Origin of the sequence: Candidatus Cybelea sp. (genome assembly GCA_036489315.1) — a bacterium.
Classification (GTDB): Bacteria; Vulcanimicrobiota; Vulcanimicrobiia; order Vulcanimicrobiales; family Vulcanimicrobiaceae; genus Cybelea.
In genome coordinates this window covers 114,653-130,106 of the sequence record DASXFZ010000044.1, presented here as the reverse complement: position 1 = coordinate 130,106, position 15,454 = coordinate 114,653, and the positions used below count along the sequence as shown (strand labels likewise).

Here is a 15,454-nt window from a genome sequence, read left to right as displayed (position 1 = left end):
CCCTTCTCCGATCGGTCGGCGAATCCAAGCAAGGGAGCGCAAAGCGCGACGAGAACTTGAGCGCATGAACGTTCGCCGCTTCGCAATGCTCTGCGCGCTCGCGTGCGCGCTCCTGCCGGCGCTCTCGCTGCCGGTTGCCGCCGCGCCCTCAGCGGCGCTGACGAACGTCCTTTCCAACGCGAAAGCCCTGGGCGATTCGGCGTTCGACGTCGTCGTGCAGTGGGCGCGCTCCGGAGCGGCGCGGCCGGTTGTCACGATCACTCCGGCCGATCGCGTAGAATCGAACATACTCGACCTCGGCAACGCCGACCGGCAGGCCGTGCTCGAGTGGCTGCGCGGCAACGGCCGTTCGGCGCTCTACGCCCGTGGCGCGAGCGACGGCGATATCGGCAGCCGCCGGCCAAGGGCGACCGGCCCTGCACCCACCGCCTCGCCGAACCCGTATCGCCCGCTGCTGTTTGGATCGCCGGCGATCGCCGAAACCGCGCAGGGAAACGTCGCCGTTTTCGGCGGCTGGGCGGCCGTGCGGCACGACGCCCGCGGCGCGCATGCCTGCATCTCGTTTCGCAACACCGACGCGCGGACCGCGACGCGGATTCTCTTCGAGTTTCCAATCTCCGATAAAGCCGGGACGGAACTCGGCAAGATGGAACTCGATCGGCGCGGGACGTTCTCGCCCGGCGTCAACATCCACGGCTGGGAGTCGTTGAGCGCTTGGCAGCAGGGCACGAACCGCGGCTACGACGAGAACTGCGCCGCACTCAATCTGCAAGTTGCCTCGATTCCGCTCCGGTCGGCGCGTGTCGTCAGCTACCGAATCCTCCGCGTCGAATATGCCGACGGAACGGCGTGGACCCCGGCGGCGATTCACTGAGGGGACTCGCCGGAATCTGCGCGAAGCGCAAAGACTGCAATGCATCGTCCCTTTATCGAACGACATCGCGCCGCTTCGGCGGCGATCGGCCTGTCGATCCTGGCGGCCTGCTCGAATGCATCCGGCGTCGGACTGCAGCCGCAATTGCAGGCAGGTTCGCAGATCTCGCCGGCCGTCAAGAAGTGCAGCGGCGCTAAACTCTACGTCTCGAGCTATCGTCTTAATTACGTCGCGATCTACTGCGCCAAAGGGCACAATCAGGCGCCGATCGGCAAGATTACCAATGGAATCAGCGGGCCCGAAGGCGAGAGCGTCGACGCCAAGGGCAACCTTTACATCACCAACACCAACGGCGGTACCGTAACCGAGTATGCACGCGGCAACAGCGCCCCGAGCTTTACCTATTCGGGGCTCGACGATCCCGCCGGGGTTGCGGTCGACGCCAAACAGAATGTCTACGTTACGAGCCTGAGCCCGCCGTCGCTGACCGTCTTCGCGCAAGAGTCGAACACGCCCAAACGCAAGATCACCAATCTCGTTTTTCCGATCGACGTCGCGCTCGACCGAGCCGCGAACGTTTACGTGACCACCTACGCGGCCAACTTCAGCAACGGTGAAATTATCGAATATTCGCCGGGGAGCGCGCAGGGCACGAACCTCGGCATCGTCACCAAGGAGCCCGGCGGCATCGCGCTGGACCGCGCGGGCGATATCGTCACCGCGGATCAGGGCCTGCCCGGGGTTCTCGTCTTTGCGCCGGGCAAGACCCAGCGCAAGCGCATGTTTGCCGGCAACACGCTCGATCCGGATCCGGTTCGCTTCTCGCGCAAAGAAAAGCAAGTCTACGTCGGCGACTCGGTCGGCAACGCCGTATATGTGTACGCTTATCCCAGCGGCAAGCTCGTCGACACGATCACCGACGGCGTCGACGGTCCCAACGGCCTAGCCCTCGATCCCGCCGCCCCGCTTTAGGAGGAGTACTTCTATGCAGAACCCTCGTTCGTTTTCGTGTTACGTCGCGGCGCTCGCCGCGTTTTGGCTCGTCGCGGGATGCGCGAGCGGCGGATCGCCGCAAGGCGCAGCGCTCACGCCGGCAGCGGGGACGGGCCCCGAACGTGCGGCCCGAGTTGCAAACCGGCTCGGCGCGCCGCAACCGTCGCATCGGAGCGGCGGCTGGCTCTCGCCGGCCGCGAAGTCGGGGAAACCGCTGATCTACGTCGCAGATTTTACCGCTAACGCGATCGAGATCTACTCGACGAGCGGGTCGAACCAGAGCCCGATCGGCGAGATCACCGATGGAATCAGCGGGCCCCAGGGATGCTTTGTCGACGCGCAAGGCGATCTCTTCGTGGCGAACGCGTCGAACCAAACCGTGACGATGTACAAGCGCGGCGCCACGACCTGGAAACTGCAGTACACGGGCTTCGCCTATCCCACCAACGTAACCGTCAGTACGAAGGGCGTGCTCTTCGTCGACGATCTCGTCGGCGGAAAGGTCGTCGAGTTCGCGCGCGGCAAGACCCGTTCCAAGCGAACGATCTCGGTGACCGATCCTCAGGGCGCGGCGCTCGACGCGAAGCGAAACCTGTACGTTTCATACAACACCGGCAGCCACGGCGGCGGTCCCGGAGCCGTCAACGAATACGCGCCCAAGTCGACCAAAGGCACCAACCTCGATCTGCCGATCGTGTGGTCGGCCGGAGACGCGGTCGACTCAAAGGCCGACGTCGTCGTTGCGGATCAAGGTTCCGGCAGCGGCAACGCGGCCGTCTACGTCTTCCCGGCGGGCGCCACGCAACCGTCGGAGACGATCAATCAAGGGATCGAAGATCCCTTCCGGATCGCGCTCGACAAGAAGAACGTGCATCTCTACGTCGCCGACCCCGAGGCCAACAAGCTGTTCGTCTACGATTACGCGTCCGGAACGCTGGTCAACACGATTACGAACGGCTTGAGTTCGGTGTACGGCGTCGCGGTCTCCGGAGAGGGCGGCTAACTGCGCGTGTGGCTGGTGCTCGTCCTCGCCGGTGCGGCCTTGTGGCCGTGCCGTGCGCTTTGCGCGCCGCTCGACGAGCTCGACCGCTTCGTCGGCACGTGGCAGAGTCAGGGTACGTTCGTCGACGGGCCCTACAGCAAGGCGGGATCGGCGACGGCGACGACGACTTGTGCCTGGTCGAACGACCATCTCTTCTTGATTTGCCAGCAAAGCGTGCAGATGAACGGCGCCACCGACGACGATCTCGGAATCTACTCGTACGATCGGGCCAAGGCCGGCTATCGCTTCTACAACGTCCACGCGAGCCGGACGACCTCGATGGACATCACCGTCGACGGCAACACGATCGCGTACCCCTATTCGTTCACCGATAAAGGCGGGAACGTTACGATTCGAACCCTCAACGTATGGGCGAATCCCAGCCTGTACAACTGGCGCACCGAGTATTCGACCGACGGCGGCAAAACGTGGACGCTGATGGCGTCTGGAGCATCGCAAAAGCATTGAGGCGATGACGCGCTCGCCGCAGGCTCGCGTGGTTATCCTAGCTGCAGGCCTTTCGACGCGCATGGGCGCGCAAAAACTGCTAATGAGCTTTCGCGGCAAGCCCCTGATCGACTACGCGATCGCGGCGGCGCGACGCTGGCGGCCGGTACTGGTCGCGGGCGGCGCGGTTGCCGAGGCTCTGCGCGACCGCGACGACGTCACGCTTATCGTCAACCGCGAGCCGCAGCGGGGTATGGCGCACTCGCTCGCACTTGCCGATGCGGCGATTTCCCCCGGCGACGCGCTGGTCGTTCTGCTCGGCGATAAACCGCTCGTGAGCGAGGGCCTCATCGCCGCGCTCTGCGCGGCATTGGCCGACGCCGACGTCGCGTATCCAGTGCACGCGCGCAGCGGCGCCCCCGGGCATCCCGTCGTTTTTGCACCTAGCGCACGCCGGAGGATTGCGATGCTGGCCGACGGCGACACGCTGCACGTTTTGCGTGGGGATCCGGCGCTCGTCCGGCGGACGCTGCGCAGCGAAGACGAAGGCGCGTTCTTCGACGTCGACACCCGCGCCGAGCTCGCCCGGTAGCACGCAAGCGTCACGCGCTAAGTTCCTCGGAAACGTCGCGGCTGCCCAAGAGAATCAAGATCACGGAGAGCACGACCGCTACCCCGCCCAGCAAAACGTTCCAGGTCACCCGCTCGCCGAGCACGAGCGCGCCGAGGATTACGGCGACGATGGGATTGACGTAACCGTAGGTTGCGACCGTAGCCGTCGGAAGCACGCGGACCACATAGGCATACGCGCTGTATCCAACGAGTGCGCCGCCGGTGATCAGCCAGAGCATACCCCATAACGAGGCGGCAGAGATCGCCGCGACATGCAGCTGCGACGCCTCACCGCTTGCGAGCCCGACGACGATGCAGAGCGCACCTCCGATGCTCATCTCGAGCGAGGCGGTGAAGGGGTGGTGATGCTCGCGTCCGACGAAAACCGAGCCCAGCGCCCAAGAGAGAGACGCCAGCAGAATAAGGCCGGCGAAGAGCGCGTTGGCATGCCCGGCGCCCCGGCCGACGAGCACAGCGATCCCCACGCTTCCGACGATCAATCCCGCGACGGCAAGCAGGCTCGGCAGCCTCCGGGCGCGCAGCGCATCGAGCAAAATCATCCAAATCGGCGTCGTCGCGATCAACAACGCCGAGGTTCCCGATTCGACTCGCGTCTCCGAAAGACAGAGGAGACCGTTCCCCACCACCAGCAGCAAGAACGCGGTCGAAGCAATTCGCAAGAGCTCCCGGCGGCTCGGCAGTCCCGGCTTGTGCTTGGCGGTCAGCCACTGCCAGCTCAACAGCAATAGACCCGCGATCGCGTAGCGCACGCCCGTCATGAGGTACGGCGGAATCGTCTCGACCGCAACCCGTATGCCGAGATACGTCGAGCCCCAAAAGACGTAGACGATCCCTAGCGCGATCCAGGGCATGGTTCGCTCCCAGCGCTTCACGCGCACAAAAAACCCGCAATGGTCTCGCCGGTTTCGCCCGCACGCAAAGACGCAGAGCGTCAGCGGCGAAAAACAGTAAACCTCGAGTCGCTATGGAGCTTTGAGAGTTTGTGAGAAATCGCGCGCCGTTCTTCGCAGCCATCCTGCTCGCAGCCGTTGCTTCGCTGACGTCGGCGATGCTCCACGCGCAAGATACCGCGCGCAGCGTTCTGCCAAACGGCTGGGTGCTGCAAGCCCCGGCCGGCGCGATCGTCGCGACCGGTACCATGCCGCAAGGCGCCGCGCGCTCGCCCGACGGTTCGACGATCGCCGTAGTCGAGTCCGGTTTCAACCCTCCGGCGCTCTCGCTCTACGCGACGCGCGGACTACGGCTCGTCAAACGCTACAACTTGGCCGGCGCCTACGGACGCCCGGTCTGGACGCAGCGCGGGATCTTCGTCGCCGGTGCCAACGCCGACGCGCTCTTTGCGATCGATCCGCACGCGGCGACGGTCAGAAAGATCGCGCTGCCGCCGAAATCCTATCCGGTTTCGGTCGCGGAGAGTCACGGCGTCTTTGCGGTTGCCTTCAACGGTGACGGCGCCGTCCGCATCGGTAAGCTCGACGCGCTGCGCGCGGCCCGGCCGATCGCAGTCGGCCTGCGGCCTCGCAGCCTCGCTTTCTCCACCGACGGCAAGACGCTCTTCGCGGCGGTTCGGTCCGCGAGCTACGTCGCCGCCGTCAACGTCGCTACGCTGCGCGTGCGTCACATTACGACGGATCTGCATCCCAGCGACGTTCTCGCCAGCGGAAATACGCTCTACGTTGCGCAGGCCGACGCCGATACGGTGGGCCTGTACGACGCGCAGACCGGCAGGCGGCGCAGCGACGTCTTCGTCGGCAGCGTCGCGCACGCGATCGGCTCCTCGCCCAATGCGCTCGCGCTCGAAGGCGACCGCCTCTTCGTCAGCTTAGGAGCCGCAAACGAGGTCGTGGTTTTGCGCAACGGCCGCATATCGGCACGCCTCCCGGCGGGGTGGTACCCCACCGATGTCGTCCCCCTGGGCAACGACCTCGTGGTTATCGACGGAAAGGGCGAGGGCACGAAGCCGAACCCCGACTTCGACGTGATGAGCCGCGGCAATCGCGGCTACATCGCCGCGATCCAGTTCGGCTCGATTCGTGAGATCTCGGCCAGCGCCGGCCTGGCGCCGAATCCGCAAGGCGCGCAGGGAGAGGCGCCGCGGCCGCCGCGCACGATTCTGCACCCGGGCGGTCCCATTGCGCACGTCTTCTTCATTCTCAAAGAGAATCGCACGTACGATCAGATTCTCGGCGACCTGCCGGCCGGCAACGGCGATCCCAAACTCGTTTGGTTCGGCGCGCGAGTGACACCCAATCAACACGCACTCGCGCAGCGCTTCGGGCTCTTCGACAACTTTTACGCCAGCGGCGAGGTGAGCGACGCGGGTCACAACTGGGCCGACGGCGCCTTTGCGAACGACTACGTCGAGCGCACCTGGCCCCCCGTCTACGGCGGCCGCCTCGACGACGACGACGTGCTGACCGGAATTGGCGCCGGCGTTCCAAGCAGCGGTTATATTTGGGATGCGGCGCGCCGTGCGGGCGTGAGCTTTCGCGACTACGGCGAGATGGCGTTGATGCCGCCCGCCGAAGGGCACATCGCGGCTACCGCCCCGAGCCTGGGCACTCGATTCGATCCGCACTACGTCGGCTGGAACTTGGATTACAGCGATCTGGATCGCGTCAAGGAATGGAAGCGGGAGTTCGACGCTTTCACAGCGGCCGATACGCTGCCGCAACTCGAGTATATGTGGCTTCCCAACGACCACACCGCCGGGACGCGAGCCGGAAAGCTTACGCCGGCGGCCTACATCGCCACGAACGACTACGCCGTCGGACAGATCGTGGACGCGATTTCCCACTCTCGAGTTTGGGCCTCCAGCGCGATCTTCATCACCGAGGACGACGCCCAAGACGGCGCCGATCACGTCAGCGATCAGCGCACCACCCTCTACATCGCCTCGCCCTACGCCCGCGGCGGCGTCATACACGATCACTTCGCCACCGTCAGCGTGCTTCGCACGATCGAACTGCTGCTCGGCCTGCGGCCGCTCTCGAACTACGACGCTACGGCCGCGCCGCTCTACTCGGCCTTCACGACGACCGCGAATCTGGCGCCGTTCGCCGTCATCGCGCCGAAGGCCGATCTGACGACGCGCAATTCAAAGGTCGCCTACGGTTCCGCACTCAGTGCCCGGCTAGACTTTCGCCGCCCCGATGCCGTCGCACCCGGCATCCTAACGGATATCCTGGCGCACAATCACTAGCGACCCGTACGGCAACTAGGGATAACCGTCGACGATCAGGAGATCGGTCTCGCTGAGCTGTTGGCGCAGCGCTTTCGCGGGCGCGTATTCGGCGGAGTGCCACCACTCCATCGCCCGGTCGTAAGAATCGAACTCGAGCACCACGATCCGGGTCGGCTCCCAAGATCCTTCGAGTACCGCCAGTCTTCCGCCGCGGGCGAGATAGCGGCCGCCGAACTGCGCGACCGTTCTCTCGGCCATTTCTTTGTAGCGCTCGTATCGCTGCGGATCCGACGTGTTGACGTTTACGACGACGTAAGCTGACATGTCGTAGGCTTCCGTAGGTGCGGCGCCTTGTCTTGCCGGCCGGAGAGGCGGCTTACGGAATGATGTGCGTGAGGAGGAAGAGCAGACCGTCGCCGATGCCGCCGAAGATATCGTTGTGCTTCGAGGCCTGCGGCACGAAGATGACGTCGCCCTTTTCGAGCGCTACGTCGGCGGCTTGGTTTTGACCCTTGAGCGCTTCGTACAAGTTGATTTCCGAAGTCGTTTGCGTTCCGCTGGCGTTGGTTCGAATCAAGTGAATGTGATTGAGGTCGGCTTGCGCGTTTTGGCTATCGCCGGCCTTAGCGATCGCCACCGATAAACGGTCGCCCTCGTTTACCTGAACGTCGCCCGGATGATCGACCGCGCCCGCCACGTCGACCGTAAACTTTATCGGGCCCGGGACGTAGACGACGGATCCTTCGGAGAGCGGCAAATCGAGTGCCGTGTCGCCGCGCTGCAGCAAACCTTGCAGCGAGATAAGCGTTACCTTCCCCCCGGCGTCGGCGACGCGCGCATCGGGAAAGGCGCCGTTCGAATCCGCGATGCCGCCGGCAGCCGCGATCGCATCGGTGAGCTTTGCGCCGGATCGCAACGGATACTTACCTGGCGCTTTCACGTCACCCAGCACGAGCACGTTCGGTTGACCGAGCGCGACGATCGAGATCGTGATGACCGGATGGCGAACGTAGGCTTTGAGCTTGCTGGAAAGCACCGACGCCGCGCCGATCGGCGTGTTTCCCGCCAGGTGGACGCGGCCGACGAGCGGATACTCGATCGTACCGTCGGGCATAACGGTCACGTTCTGCGTCAGCGTTTGATCGCCGAAGACGAGTACGTTGAGCTGGTCGCCCGGATGGATGACGGTGTCGGAAGAGAGTGAAGAACTCCAGGCGACGCTCGGAAGGAGGGCCCAGAGGCAGAATAAGGCTGTCGCGATGGCGCGAGTCACGCTTCTAGGCTACTCCCAGCAGGGCTCGGGCACAACGTCCGCCCGACGGGGTCCCCGGCGCGCGATGGTCCCGAGGGGTGAGAACGTCGGCCTATTTGGAGACTCCCAGGAGCCGGCCGGCTCCTATACGGCCTCCCGGCGGACCGCCGCGATCAGCGCCGCACGCGAGCGAACGCCGAAGGTGAGACGGATCCGGGCCGCGTGATTCTTCACGGTCTCCGGGGAGATGCGCAGGTGGCCGGCGATCTCTTTGTCGCTGAGCCCCTGGCAGATCAACGCGTAGACACGGCGCTGGGCGGGGGTCAACGCGGCGATGCGAGGATCTTCGACCATGCCGGCCCGGCGGCGAATATCGCGCGCGACGGAACTCTCCGAAAACTCGGCGACGACTTCGCTGGCCAGACGCAGCCACGTGTGCTCCCCGCTCACCTCGTGAAGCCGCAGCGCAACCGCGGCCGCACGCCACGCGTAACCGATCGAACGATAGAACGTGTAGGCGCTCGCGAGGAGCTGTAGAGCAGCGGCCCGACGGCCCGAAGCCGCCAGAATGCAGCCGCGCGCGTAGTCCTCCATTGCGTGCAGGCGGCGATCGCGCCCGAGCGCGAGCGCCGGAGCGAGCGTCATCGGAATGGCGTCGTAAATGTCCATGAGGCGGCTTGCGGCCGGGAGATCGCGATCCGCCGCGAGTTCGATGAGGTTCAAGATCGCGACGCGTTCCTCACCCGGGGAACTCCAGTCCGTCTCTCGGGCGCAAGCGACGGCGTGGCGCAGGAGCGCGTCGGCGCTCGCATTTTCGCCGGCCATCCTCGCCAAGTAGGCTTGGTCTGCGTAGCAGGCCGCGACCCATCGCACGGACGGCGCGATGTCGCGCGCGAAGTACGCGTACTGCAGCGCTTTCTCGTGTGACCCGCGCAAAGCGTAGGCCCAGGCCAGCCCGCGAAACGTCAAAAATCGTTCGCCTTCGAGGTCTTCGGTCCAGGGCAGCGTCTCGGTGATGCGCACCGCAAAATCGAACGTGCTCGGCGCCGCAATCTCGCGGACGAGATGAACGAGCGATCGCGTCGCGCTCGCCAGCAGCGTGACGTCGTACGCCTCGGGAGCCTGGGCGATGTGCCGGATCGAGAGTTCGAGAAAGCGCATCTGCTCGTGATACTCGCCGCGTAACGCGGGGGCCCAAGAGCATGCATACAGCCAGCGCCCGTAGAGGTGCGGGCAAGAGCTGACGTCGACCGCCTGCAGCGCCTGCTGCATCACGTCCGGGGTGCCCTCGACCCAGCCCAGGAGCATCCGGGCGTAGGCGACTTCGAACAGCGCATCGGGGCCCTGCGGCTCGACGTGGATGCGCGCGAGCGCGCGACGAGCCGAGTCCGTCGTCCCCAGGAAGGAATGGCAGGTCGACTCGAGCGCTCGGAGGAGGGCCTCTTGTTCGGGTTTCGCCCCGCGCGTGGCGGCAATGACCGTTAACGCCTCGCGATAACGCGAGAGGCGGATCAGGGCACGAATCCGGTAGACCCGGTCCCGCATGCTAACGGAGCGGTCCGTTAACCGCAGACAGGCCGTCAGCTCGCCGGTGTTATATGCCTCGCGGGGTTCCAATCGCTCGCTCCGGGACCGTCTCCGAGTGGCACACGGCCCCTAGATTTTAGGAGTGTGCGATTAACTTACACGCCGGTCGCTCGGCCCCTGTTGAGGCGTTAACAAATTCTCAACGCTCGCCCTTCTGGGCGGGGCAAGCCTACGAAAGCGGAGGAATACTCGCTTGCGTTGGCGCTGCCGGGAGCGCGGCGGTGATCGGGGGCGCCGCGGCGAGCATTGCGATCGGGCCTCCCGGAGTATCGAGCGGCGGAAAAACGATCGACATGAGCGCCAAAAACAGGTGAGCCAGCATCCTAATCCCTCTCTGCGATATCCGGCCGCGCGTGTTTGGAGCGGCCAGCGTTTCTAAGCTTACACCCAGGAAAACGATTTCGCCATACTCGGAGCAAATTTCGGCAGCCCGTTGCAGGAAGAGCGCGGGGCCGCTTACTTTGCATCTTTTTTCAGCAGGCGGACGCGTGCGCCATCGAAAGCCTTGTCGGATTCCACTTTGTAGCGCCGATCGACGTACCGCTCGAGCGTGGCGCAGCCGAAGCGCACGTTGGCCGACCGGCAGCTCCCGGCAGTGACCAGCCAGAGCCGCGCTTGCGCGGGCATAGCGGCCCGCAGTTCGGCGTCGCCGTGAATGATGAAACGGGTCACGACGTAGCGGTGAAAATCGACGGCGTGCGGCACCGCGACGACACGATTGGAGCCGTGATAGTAGTACTCGAGCGGCAGCGCGTTCTCGGCTTCGAAGACGACGATCGGTTCGTCGGGCCGTTCGTGGGCACGGACGTACGCACTGACGCGTCTCCAATCGCCGGGCTTCGCCAGCTGATGGTACGTGCTGACGAGAGTGAGCAGCGAGAGGGCTGCGGCGATGGCCGTCCATACGGTCGCGGCACGCCGCTCTCGCGCCTCGGGTAAGAACGAAAAGAGCGCAAAGACGCTGAGCGTCGCGGGCAAAAACAGCGAGGCGGCGTGACGATCGAGAATGTGGACGCCCGATACGTACGTGCCCGCTGCGAAGAGTACGAACGCCGCGGCGGTCGTCAGGAGAATCGCGGCGTCACCGGTTCGCTGCAGCTTCGGGCGAAAGATCGCCAGCGCCGCGAGCGCGCAGGCTGCCAGAACGACATAAGCGATCGTTGAGTGCGGAACCGGCAGCGGCAGGACGTATCTCGCCAGAATGCCGGCCAGCGAAGCAAACGCATAGGGCAGTGACGGCGCAGCGAAGCCGTCTTTGAAGTTCGCGACCTGACCGGGAACGATCGCCAGCATTGGAAGGAAGGCCAGAGTCGCGGCGAGGCCGGCAAGAACGAGCCGCAGCAGCGCGCGACGGTAGAAGACCACGACGGTAAGCGCTTGCCCTGCCACGAGAAAGGCCAGGTAGTACTGGGTATAGAGCGCGAGCGCGACGCACGCCGCGTACGCGATTGCCGCCCCGGTCGTCCGCCGTTGCGCCATGAAGGCGTCGTAGAACGTCAGCAAGAGAAGCGCGCTGACCAAGACGATCATCGCGTAAACGCGAATCTCGACCGCGGCCCAAATCAAAAAGGGATTGCAGGCTACGACAACCGTTACGAGCTTTTCGTTCTGGCGCGGAAGATACCGCCGCGCGAGCGCGGGGGCGAGCAGTATCGTAGCCCCGATGCACAGCACCGAGAAAAACCGCAAATAGAAGATGCCGTCGCCCAGCGAGCGCCAAAGGCTGATCAGAACGAAGTAGAGGGGCGCGTTCTGCTCGAACGCAAGCGCTTGATGGAAGGCGTAGGCGACGCCGTTGCTGGTGGTCTGCAGCGTGTAGGCCTCATCCTGCCAAATGTTGAGCAGCCACGCAAGCGGCAGCGTAACGAGCAGGTTGGCGGCCAGCGCGATCACCGCGAACGGCGGCCAACGCAATGCCACTGACGAAAGCCGCTCTGCTCGAATCACCAAGCGAGATTATAAACCCCACAGGGCTTGGGCTCCAACGTCGATCTGGACCATGGGCCGCGGCGAAGGTCCCGGCCGGCGGCCTGAGCCTTTCGGCTGGACGCCGTTCCCCGGCCGGCACTCCCGGCGGGCCGCCGGGCGCGGTATGCTTATGCGCAACATGAATGCGCCTGCCGGGAGAGCAGCCTTCGCCGCCGTCTCTCTGGTGTTGGCGGTCGTCGCCTTCGCGCTGGCCCACCGCGGACTCGTCGGACATCAGAGCTTCAAGGCGTTCTACTGCGCGGGAGCCGCCGTCCGAGAGCGGCTGGATCCCTATCGCGTCGAGCCGCTTCGCTCGTGCGAGCGCAGCTTCGAAACTTCACCAATGCCGAGCGGCTACGTCGAGCCGGCACCGCAGCCGGGATACGTGCTCGCCGGATTCGCGCTGCTCTCGTCGCTGCCGGCGAGGCTGGCAGCGGAGCTTTTCGCACTGGCACTCGTCGGTGCGTCGATCGTGAGCGCCTTGGCGCTCGGGCGGCTCATTCGAGCGCCGAGCTATGCGGTGCTCTTGGCGCTAGCGCCCCTGACGCTGCTCAACGTCGCGTACGGCGAGATTCCACCGCTTGCGCTGGTTGCGATCTGCGTTGCGGCGTATCTGCTGCACGCGGAGCGCCCAGCGGCCGCGGGAGTAGCCGTCTCACTGGCGTTGGTGCAGCCCAACGTCGGTTTGCCGGCGGTGCTCGCGCTGCTGATCTTCGCTCCGGGAACGCGGATCGCCATCGTCGCGACCGGCGCGGGCCTCGCCGTGCTCAGCGCGATCGCGCTAGGAGCCGGGCCGAACGTCGAGTACTTTACGCGCGTTCTGCCGCTGCTGGCCAATGCGGAGATCGTCGCGTCGGATCAATACAGCCTTAGCCGGCTGCTCTACGTTCTCGGAACTCCGGCCGGCGCAGCACTGCTGGCCGGTAAGATTTGGTTTGCCTTCGCGGCGATCGCGGGCATCTTCGCTGCCGGCCGGCTGGCGCGCACGCGCGGACAAGTGGATCTCCTGCCGCTGCTCCCGCCGGCCGCCGTGACGCTCTTTGGAATCTATCTGCACGACATTCAAATACTGATCGCCGTGCCGGCCGTATTGATCCTCGCCGCACGGCTGGAAAAGGATTCGGCCCGCGCCTTTGCGTCGCTCTTTGTCGTGCTGCTCGTGACGGTTTGGACGCAGGCTCCGAGGCCTGCCGTTTTGCTCATCGATGCGGCGGGGGTCTTCGGCGCCTTACTCTGTCTTCTGCCCGGGGCTGCCGCCCGCCGGATCGCATACGCGGCGGCGGGCTCTCTGGCAGCAGCCGTGGCGGTCGTGCTATTGCAGCACTTCGCCACCCCTACCCCACACAGTTTAACGACGCACTCTTTTAGTGCGTTACCCGACGAGTTTTCGCCGATTGCCTGGGGCCGCTATCTTCGCGCGACCCCCGAGTTGACACGAACCGTCGTAGCTCCGCAGATCCTCGCGTGGGTCGGACTGCTCGGCGTTTTCGCGTGCGCGCTCGCCGCGAACCTTCGACGGCCTAGGCTAGACCGATCCTGATCGCATGCACCGCGGCCTGCGACCGCGCGGTGCAATGTATCTTTGCGAAGATGTGACTGACGTGATTCTTGATCGTCTTCTCCGAAAGAACGAGACGACGGCCGATGTCACGATTCGATAGCCCCTGCGCGATGAGCCGAATGATCTCGCGTTCCCGCGGGGAGAGTTCGTTGGTGAGGCGTTTGGTCGGGCCGCGGCGGCGCAGAAGCGATGCGGCGACTCGGGGATCGACGTAGCTCGAGCCTTCGCCGAGGGTCTTGATCGCCGCGACGAGCTCCTGCAAGGAGGAATCCTTTACGATGTACGCGTCGGCGCCGGCCGCGAGGCAGTGCTGCATCAGCTCGCCTTGCGTGTGAGCCGAAAGAGCGCAAATGCGCGTATCGGGGGATTTGCTCTTGAAATGTTCGATGACGTCGTCGATCTCTTCCGTATCGATGTCGATGATCACGATGTCGACGTCCTTAGCGACCATCGCCGTTTCCCGGCTGGCCGCGATGCCGGCGACCTTGATGTCAGGATCTGCCGAGAGCACCTGTGCGATGGCCTTGGCAAAGAGCATCTGTTTTTCGATGATGAGGACGCGCAATGCGCCCGAGGTACTAATCATGCTTTTGTAAAGCTCCGTAGTCGGTGGGGTCTTTGGCTGAACTCTAATAGTCTGCCACCGCATGGGACCTCGGGACAACCCGATATACTTGTGAGACGTTCGTTCTATGCCCGGCCGGGATTTAGGGACTTTAGCCGCTATTTCTGGCCTTTAGGGTGCAAAGCGTAGTAAGAAGTTATCATGTGCCCCGGGCACCCGGCTTAGGCGCCGGGGTGATAACGCCACGAACAGCGCGTGCGCGGCTCGTCGCGTTCGTCGCTCTTTTCGCTTAAGCGATCCTTAAAAGATTGGCGGGCGGGAGCGGCTTGCGGATCGGGACGCATCGACGGCCAGCCGAGGAGAGTCGCGGCCATGTGAATGCGGTTGCGGGCGTTCGTCTTTGCGATCATTCGCGAAACGTGATCGTTGACCGTCGACTCGGCAACGCTGAGATCGGCGGCGATTTCGGTGATCGTGCGGCCGTCGAGCAGCCCGTTGAGCACCTCTCGTTCCCGCGAAGATATGCGAAAGGTCGATGCGGCCGCATCGATATCGGGATCCTCGCACTTATCCAAAAAAACACCGATGTAGACGTCGTTTTGGAGCATCGGCACCACTCGCATCGCCAGTCCAAGCAGCGGATATCCGGTGCGCGCTTCACACGTGCCGGCTCGGGAGAAGTTCCACGAGGACGTCAAACGTCGCACCGCCTGCTCGAGAAAGAGCGGGAGGCGAGCGTGCTCGGGCTCGACGAGCCGCGCAAATGCGGACGCATCTTCTCCGCTGGACCACGCGAACTGCACGTCGAGCGATGCATTAAGGAGAAAGAACGCGTGCGGGCCGCCGGGGATCGGCGTCGTCCGCTTGCGCTCGCCCTCGAAGTCGAAGGCCGAAATTTCTTGCGCTACCTTTGAGGCTGCCGAACCGATCGCCTGCGCCGCTTCACCCCAGGCGTCGCTGGAACGTTCGCTTGGAACGAAGACCATCGCAACCGAGTGTCCTTTTCCGGTATCCGTGGCGATCCCGAGCGCGGCGGGAACGTTGTCGCATTCGTGCGCTCCGGCATTGAGAACGATCGGTCCGCTAGACGCGGGGAACGGCATGCGGGTAAGCAATGCAAGTGCGGCACGATCCTCGATTCCCGCGTCCGATGTGTCGAACGCCACTAAATCTTGTTCTGAATCGAAGACGCCGATTGCCCAGCCGACGGCGGATGCGGCGCGGGCGGTCTGTCGCAACGAAGCATCGAGCCGTCTCTTACGAGAGGCGTCGAATCCGTCGAAACCAGCGGGCGAGATCGAGGTCACCCCTCGCTCGAGATCCCGCATCAACACATCCTTTCCGGAGC

Annotated in this window: 15 protein-coding genes; 7 read left to right on the top strand and 8 right to left on the bottom strand. The window is 64.6% G+C overall.

Annotated elements, in window-relative coordinates; translation table 11 throughout:
- Window positions 1-64 precede the first annotated feature (64 nt).
- The 5 genes from VGG51_09775 to VGG51_09755 are packed head-to-tail and all read left to right on the top strand — an operon-like array spanning window position 65 to window position 3,948.
- On the top strand, window positions 65-874 hold the full coding sequence (locus tag VGG51_09775; GenBank protein HEY1883311.1) for a hypothetical protein: 810 nt from the start codon (window positions 65-67) through the stop codon (window positions 872-874).
- A 39-nt stretch (window positions 875-913) separates the two neighbouring features.
- On the top strand, window positions 914-1,846 hold the full coding sequence (locus VGG51_09770; GenBank protein HEY1883310.1) for a hypothetical protein: 933 nt from the start codon (window positions 914-916) through the stop codon (window positions 1,844-1,846).
- A gap of 13 nt (window positions 1,847-1,859) precedes the next feature.
- On the top strand, window positions 1,860-2,870 hold the full coding sequence (locus tag VGG51_09765) for a hypothetical protein (GenBank protein HEY1883309.1): 1,011 nt from the start codon (window positions 1,860-1,862) through the stop codon (window positions 2,868-2,870).
- Between the two features lie 6 nt (window positions 2,871-2,876).
- The gene (locus VGG51_09760; GenBank protein HEY1883308.1) at window positions 2,877-3,377 is read left to right on the top strand and encodes a DUF1579 family protein; all 501 of its coding nucleotides are present in this window, start codon (window positions 2,877-2,879) and stop codon (window positions 3,375-3,377) included.
- Between the two features lie 4 nt (window positions 3,378-3,381).
- Complete coding sequence (locus VGG51_09755; GenBank protein ID HEY1883307.1) at window positions 3,382-3,948, top strand: NTP transferase domain-containing protein; 567 nt, start codon at window positions 3,382-3,384, stop codon at window positions 3,946-3,948.
- A gap of 10 nt (window positions 3,949-3,958) precedes the next feature.
- On the opposite strand, the gene VGG51_09750 is transcribed toward VGG51_09755, so the two are convergent.
- The gene (locus tag VGG51_09750) at window positions 3,959-4,840 is read right to left on the bottom strand and encodes an EamA family transporter (protein ID HEY1883306.1); all 882 of its coding nucleotides are present in this window, start codon (window positions 4,838-4,840) and stop codon (window positions 3,959-3,961) included.
- 131 nt (window positions 4,841-4,971) lie between these two features.
- On the opposite strand from VGG51_09750, the gene VGG51_09745 reads away from it, so the two are divergent.
- Entirely contained in the window at window positions 4,972-7,191 is a 2,220-nt protein-coding gene (locus VGG51_09745; GenBank protein HEY1883305.1) for an alkaline phosphatase family protein, read from the top strand.
- A gap of 15 nt (window positions 7,192-7,206) precedes the next feature.
- Here the strand turns inward: VGG51_09745 and VGG51_09740 are convergent, their stop codons facing one another.
- The 5 genes from VGG51_09740 to VGG51_09720 form a co-directional block, all read right to left on the bottom strand.
- Window positions 7,207-7,497 (bottom strand): DUF1330 domain-containing protein, encoded by a 291-nt coding sequence (locus VGG51_09740; protein ID HEY1883304.1) that lies wholly within the window; start codon window positions 7,495-7,497, stop codon window positions 7,207-7,209.
- Window positions 7,498-7,549: 52 nt separating this feature from the next.
- On the bottom strand, window positions 7,550-8,446 hold the full coding sequence (locus VGG51_09735) for a polysaccharide biosynthesis/export family protein (protein ID HEY1883303.1): 897 nt from the start codon (window positions 8,444-8,446) through the stop codon (window positions 7,550-7,552).
- A gap of 123 nt (window positions 8,447-8,569) precedes the next feature.
- Entirely contained in the window at window positions 8,570-10,042 is a 1,473-nt protein-coding gene (locus VGG51_09730) for a LuxR C-terminal-related transcriptional regulator (GenBank protein HEY1883302.1), read from the bottom strand.
- 139 nt (window positions 10,043-10,181) lie between these two features.
- Window positions 10,182-10,334, bottom strand: coding sequence for a hypothetical protein (locus VGG51_09725; protein ID HEY1883301.1), 153 nt, complete (start codon window positions 10,332-10,334; stop codon window positions 10,182-10,184).
- A gap of 134 nt (window positions 10,335-10,468) precedes the next feature.
- On the bottom strand, window positions 10,469-11,932 hold the full coding sequence (locus VGG51_09720; GenBank protein HEY1883300.1) for a glycosyltransferase family 39 protein: 1,464 nt from the start codon (window positions 11,930-11,932) through the stop codon (window positions 10,469-10,471).
- Window positions 11,933-12,110: 178 nt separating this feature from the next.
- Here VGG51_09720 and VGG51_09715 point away from each other — a divergent pair, with 178 nt between their 5' ends.
- Complete coding sequence (locus tag VGG51_09715; protein HEY1883299.1) at window positions 12,111-13,520, top strand: glycosyltransferase 87 family protein; 1,410 nt, start codon at window positions 12,111-12,113, stop codon at window positions 13,518-13,520.
- Here the strand turns inward: VGG51_09715 and VGG51_09710 are convergent.
- Both VGG51_09710 and VGG51_09705 read right to left on the bottom strand, forming a co-directional pair.
- On the bottom strand, window positions 13,501-14,127 hold the full coding sequence (locus VGG51_09710) for a response regulator transcription factor (GenBank protein ID HEY1883298.1): 627 nt from the start codon (window positions 14,125-14,127) through the stop codon (window positions 13,501-13,503). The genes VGG51_09715 and VGG51_09710 overlap by 20 nt on opposite strands.
- 200 nt (window positions 14,128-14,327) lie before the next feature.
- On the bottom strand, window positions 14,328-15,434 hold the full coding sequence (locus VGG51_09705; GenBank protein ID HEY1883297.1) for a helix-turn-helix transcriptional regulator: 1,107 nt from the start codon (window positions 15,432-15,434) through the stop codon (window positions 14,328-14,330).
- Between the last annotated feature and the right edge of the window lie 20 nt (window positions 15,435-15,454).

Bases quoted from the DNA above. Each gene is read 5' to 3' on its own strand.
- VGG51_09710 (HEY1883298.1), bottom strand. From the start codon at position 14,127: ATGATTAGTACCTCGGGCGCATTGCGCGTCCTCATCATCGAAAAACAG.
- VGG51_09725 (HEY1883301.1), bottom strand. From the start codon at position 10,334: ATGCTGGCTCACCTGTTTTTGGCGCTCATGTCGATCGTTTTTCCGCCG.
- VGG51_09715 (HEY1883299.1), top strand. From the start codon at position 12,111: ATGCGCAACATGAATGCGCCTGCCGGGAGAGCAGCCTTCGCCGCCGTC.
- VGG51_09755 (HEY1883307.1), top strand. From the start codon at position 3,382: ATGACGCGCTCGCCGCAGGCTCGCGTGGTTATCCTAGCTGCAGGCCTT.
- VGG51_09740 (HEY1883304.1), bottom strand. From the start codon at position 7,497: ATGTCAGCTTACGTCGTCGTAAACGTCAACACGTCGGATCCGCAGCGA.
- VGG51_09770 (HEY1883310.1), top strand. From the start codon at position 914: ATGCATCGTCCCTTTATCGAACGACATCGCGCCGCTTCGGCGGCGATC.
- VGG51_09775 (HEY1883311.1), top strand. From the start codon at position 65: ATGAACGTTCGCCGCTTCGCAATGCTCTGCGCGCTCGCGTGCGCGCTC.
- VGG51_09750 (HEY1883306.1), bottom strand. From the start codon at position 4,840: ATGCCCTGGATCGCGCTAGGGATCGTCTACGTCTTTTGGGGCTCGACG.
- VGG51_09705 (HEY1883297.1), bottom strand. From the start codon at position 15,434: ATGCGGGATCTCGAGCGAGGGGTGACCTCGATCTCGCCCGCTGGTTTC.
- VGG51_09765 (HEY1883309.1), top strand. From the start codon at position 1,860: ATGCAGAACCCTCGTTCGTTTTCGTGTTACGTCGCGGCGCTCGCCGCG.